The organism is Cetobacterium sp. (genome assembly GCF_048470075.1).
Lineage (GTDB): Bacteria > Fusobacteriota > Fusobacteriia > Fusobacteriales > Fusobacteriaceae > Cetobacterium_A.
Genome location: NZ_DBGBQB010000010.1, coordinates 1 through 4,772, shown reverse-complemented (window position 1 = coordinate 4,772; position 4,772 = coordinate 1). Strand labels below are relative to the sequence as shown.

At 29.0% G+C, this 4,772-nt stretch carries 6 protein-coding genes; all 6 read left to right on the top strand.

Annotation, left to right across the window (positions count from 1 at the left end; genetic code table 11):
• Nucleotides 1–681 (top strand): cytidylyltransferase domain-containing protein (locus ACMOUI_RS00315; protein WP_418963751.1); only part of this gene is annotated, 681 nt, incomplete at its 5' end.
• Between the two features lie 41 nt (nucleotides 682–722).
• Nucleotides 723–2,174: a sodium:solute symporter gene (locus ACMOUI_RS00310; RefSeq protein WP_418963750.1), complete on the top strand. Its 1,452-nt coding sequence runs from the start codon at nucleotides 723–725 to the stop codon at nucleotides 2,172–2,174.
• A gap of 4 nt (nucleotides 2,175–2,178) precedes the next feature.
• Entirely contained in the window at nucleotides 2,179–3,051 is an 873-nt protein-coding gene (gene rfbA, locus ACMOUI_RS00305) for a glucose-1-phosphate thymidylyltransferase RfbA (RefSeq protein ID WP_418963749.1), read from the top strand.
• Nucleotides 3,052–3,082: 31 nt separating this feature from the next.
• The gene (rfbC, locus tag ACMOUI_RS00300) at nucleotides 3,083–3,634 is read left to right on the top strand and encodes a dTDP-4-dehydrorhamnose 3,5-epimerase (RefSeq protein WP_418963748.1); all 552 of its coding nucleotides are present in this window, start codon (nucleotides 3,083–3,085) and stop codon (nucleotides 3,632–3,634) included.
• A gap of 43 nt (nucleotides 3,635–3,677) precedes the next feature.
• On the top strand, nucleotides 3,678–4,574 hold the full coding sequence (rfbD, locus tag ACMOUI_RS00295; RefSeq protein WP_418963747.1) for a dTDP-4-dehydrorhamnose reductase: 897 nt from the start codon (nucleotides 3,678–3,680) through the stop codon (nucleotides 4,572–4,574).
• Nucleotides 4,567–4,772: GDP-mannose 4,6-dehydratase (locus ACMOUI_RS00290; RefSeq protein ID WP_418963752.1), on the top strand; the 206-nt coding region annotated here is incomplete at its 3' end. The genes rfbD and ACMOUI_RS00290, both read left to right, overlap by 8 nt.

Below are 4,772 nucleotides of genomic sequence, written 5' to 3'. Positions count from 1 at the left end.
ATACCAGCTAGAGGAGGAAGCAAGGGAATTCCAAAGAAAAATATAATTGATTTATTGGGAAAACCATTATTGTATTACTCAATAAAAAGTGCAAAAGAATCGAAATATATTGATAAAGTTATTATATCTACGGATGATTTTGAGATAGCTGAAGTTGCTAAAAAACTAGGAGCAGAAGTTCCATTTTTAAGACCAAAGGAAATTTCAGGAGATAAAGCTAAAAGTATAGATGCTTTTATTCATGCAATTAAAGAGTTAGAAAAATTAGAGGAAAAATATGACTATATTTTGCTTCTTCAAAATACAAGTCCTTTAAGACAAAGTTGGCATATAGATGAAGCTATAGAAAAGTTAATTGAAAGTAATGAAAGAAGTTTAGTTTCTGTTTCTGAGGTGACAGAACACCCATGCATTATGAGAACATTAAATGAAAAAGACGAAACAATAAATGTATTAAATTTGAGTGGAGATATGAGAAGACAGGATTTTTCGCCAATATATATTGTTAATGGAGCTATATATATTCAAAAAAATGATGAGTATCTTAATTTAAATACAAATTTAAATGGAGGGAAATTAGCTTATGTTATGGCTAGAGAATATTCTGTTGACATTGATGAATATTTGGATTTAGACATAGCTACACATTATTTAAAAAAGATGAAGGAAGATAAAATATGACTTGGCATTGGATAAATTGGGTAGTCATATTTATATATTTTATGGGTATAGTAGGAATAGGGATTTACTTTTCAAAAAAAAATGAAAGTACTTCAGATTATTTTAAAGGTGCTGGTAAAATACCAGCTTGGGTAACAGCATGTAGCATTTATGCAACAGCATTATCATCGTTATCTTTTATGGCTATTCCGGCTTCAGTATTTAAAAATGGGTGGATTATGGGAATGGCTCCATTAGGAATAATATTAATGGTATTATGGTCTGCAAAAACATTTGTTCCTTTTTTCAGAGGTTTAGAGGTAGAAACAGCGTATGAATATTTAGAAAAAAGATTCGATAAAAAATTTAGATTTATAGGAAGTATAACTTTTATAATATTTCATATTATAAGAATTGCAATAATTCTATATCTGCCAATATTGGCTTTAACAGTCGCACTCCCTCAAATAAATTCCATGTTTTTAGTGGGGATAGTTGGATTTTTATGTGTAGCTTATACCTCTTTAGGAGGAATAAAGGCTGTTGTTTGGTCTGATGCTATTCAAACAATAGTTCTGTTATTTGGAGCAGGAATAATTACAATATCTGGTATTATTGAATTACCTGAAAACATAAGAGTATTCGAAGCATTAAATAAAGCTGAAAAAATTATAACTCCAGATATGTTTTCTTTGAATTTTGCTGGAAAAACTCTAATAGGAATTATAATTGGAGGCTTTTTAAGTTCGATTTATGCATATGTTGGAAGCCAAGATATAGTCCAAAGATACAGTACTACCAAATCTGTAGATGAAGCAAAAAAAAGTTTATATATGAATATACCATTACTATTAACAAGCATAGTTATATTTATAGGAATGGGATCAGGGTTATATCTATTTTTTACATATTCACAAATATTACCTAAAGAGATATCCGGAAATGCAATTTTACCTTATTTTGTTGTAAATTATATACCAACAGGATTAAGTGGACTTGTAATAGCAGCAATATTTGCAGCTACTCAATCGACAGTATCATCAAGTTTAAATTCTGTGGCAATATGTATAGCTTCAGATATAATAAAACCGTTTTATAAAATTATGGATGATAAACTGGAATTAAAAATAGGTAAATATAGCAGTTGGATAGTTGGTTTAATAAGTTCAATATTAGCATTTAGATTTTTAAAAGTTGGACAAGGAGATATATTTTTATATTTTCAATCTATAACTGGTCTTTTAGGAGGACCTATAGCGGGCTTATTTTTAGTAGGCATTTTTATAAAAAAAGCAAATTCAAGTGATGCATGGATAGGTTTTTTAATATCAATATTTATGGCTTTTTATATTGGAAATCCTATGGGAATAATGGAAATATTACCGGGATATTCAAAGCCCCAAATATTTGAATTTTTGATATCTTTAGTGATAATAGGTAGTTGTGTAATTCCATCCTGGATATTAAGTAGATTAAAAATAGTGTTTAAGAACAATAGAGTTATAAGGATGTGAGAATATGAAAGGGATAATATTAGCAGGGGGATCTGGTACAAGATTATATCCTGTAACTGAAGCTATAAGTAAACAGATGATACCAATATATGATAAACCTATGATATATTATCCTCTCTCTATTCTTATGCTTGCTGGAATAAGAGAGATACTAATAATTTCTACATCTAGAGATATTCCAGTATTTAAAGAACTACTAGAGGATGGAAGTGAACTAGGATTATCAATCAGTTATAAAATTCAAGAATCTCCTAAAGGTTTAGCTGAAGCTTTTATAATAGGTGAAGAGTTTATAGGAAAAGATTCAGTATCACTAATTTTAGGAGATAACCTTTTCTATGGGCATGGATTTACAGGAATGTTAGAAAAAGCTGTAAGTAATGAGTTAGGAGCTACAATATTTGGTTACTATGTAAAAAATCCAAAGGATTTTGGAGTGGTAGAGTTTAATGAAAATGGAGAGGTAATCTCTTTAGAGGAGAAACCTAAAAATCCTAAATCAAACTATGCAATTCCAGGAATATATTTTTATGACAATAGTGTTATAGAAAAAGCTAAAAATGTAACTCTATCAGAAAGAGGGGAATTAGAGATAACATCTATAAATGATATGTATCTTAAAGAGAGAAAGTTAAATGTTATAAGTCTAGGTAGAGGTATGGCTTGGCTTGATACAGGAACTTTTGATGGACTTCTAGAAGCTAGTAATTTTGTAAAAACTATTCAAACTAGACAAGGGATAATGATTGCATGTCTAGAGGAAATAGCATATAATAAAGGTTGGATAGATAATAGCCAACTTTTAAAACTGAGTAAAACTTTAGAGAAGACCTCTTATGGGGAGTATCTACTTAGTTTATTAAAAAACCATGAGTAAATCATGGTTATTTTTTTATGAGGTGATTTTTATGATAAAGGGATTAGTAGTAATAGAACCAAAGATATATAGGGATGAAAGAGGTTTTTTCTATGAATTTTTTAATAGACAACAACTTTTAAAATATGGAATAGATGAGGAGTTTGTACAAGGGAATCACTCTAAGAGTAGTTTTGGAGTATTAAGGGGATTACATTTTCAAGTTCAACAAGCTCAGGGAAAACTTATAAGAGTATTAAAAGGTGAAATTTTAGATGTTGTTGTGGATTTAAGAAAAGATAGTGAAACTTTTGGAAGATATTTTAAGATACTCTTAAGTGAGGGTAATAGAAAAATGCTATTTGTACCCAAAGGGTTTGCACATGGGTTTTTAACACTGAAAGATGATACAGAGATAGAGTATTTATGTACAGATTTCTATGCTCCAGATTTTGACTCTGGAATTATATGGAATGATAAAGAGTTAGGTATAGATTGGGAATTAGAAAAATATGGTTTAAAAGAAGAGGAACTGATAATATCGGAGAAAGATAAAAATCAGAAAACATTAAAAGCCTTTATAGAGAGGGAGAACAGCTATTAGAAAAGCATAAATTTTATAAATAATGAAAATTAGGTGATGAAAAATGAAAAAATGTTTAATAACAGGTGGAGCAGGACAGTTAGCTATAGAGTTTCAAAGATTTTTTAAAAAAAATAATATAGAATTTTTAGCACCTAATAGGATAGAACTAGATATAACTGACTTTGACAAAGTGAGAGATTATATTCTAAATAATGATATAGATTTAGTTATAAATTGTGCTGCATATAACTTAGTTGATAAGGCTGAAGAGGAAAAAGATATGGCTTATGCAATTAACGCTTATGCAGTGGAAAATTTAGCTAAAATTTGTAAAGAGAAAAAAATTGAGTTTGTAACATACTCTACAGATTTTGTTTTTGATGGAACTAAAAAAACAGAATATACAGAAGAGGACAAAATAAATCCACTGTCTGTCTATGGATGTAGTAAAGCTCTGGGAGAGAGATTGGCCTTAAAAGAAAATAAAAGAACTTTTATTTTTAGAGTGTCTTGGGTCTTTGGTAAAGATGGTAAAAATTTTATAGAACAGGTAAAAACTTGGGCTAATACTCGAGAAAGTATAAAAATAGCCACAGATCAAGTATCATCTCCAACAAGTACAAAAGATATAGTTGATATAACTTGGAAAATATTAAACTTAAGAAATAGAGATTATGGAATATATCATATAGCTGGTAATGGAGAAACCTCTCGTTATGAACAAGGGAAATATATTTTAGAAAAATTAGGATATAAAGGAGAGATTTTAAAGGGAAAATGTTTAGATTTTACAACTTATGACATTAGACCTAAATATTCAAAGTTGAGTAGTAAAAAAATAGAGAATATTTTAGGAATAAAAATACCTAGTTGGCATAGTCGTATTGATGAGTACTTAGAAATTGACAACATTTATTTTAGAAATTTAAATGGGGTGAAAAATGAAGAAAATGAGTAGTATAAGTAATAAATCTCTGGGTGGATATAAGACAGAAAGAGAAAAGTTCACTAAAACTTATTTAGTAACAGGTGGAGCAGGATTTATTGGTGCAAATTTTGTTAAATATATGTTGGAAAAACATGACAATATAAAATTAGTTGTATTAGATAAACTAACTTATGCAGGAAATTTAGGAACTATTAGAGAGGAACTAAA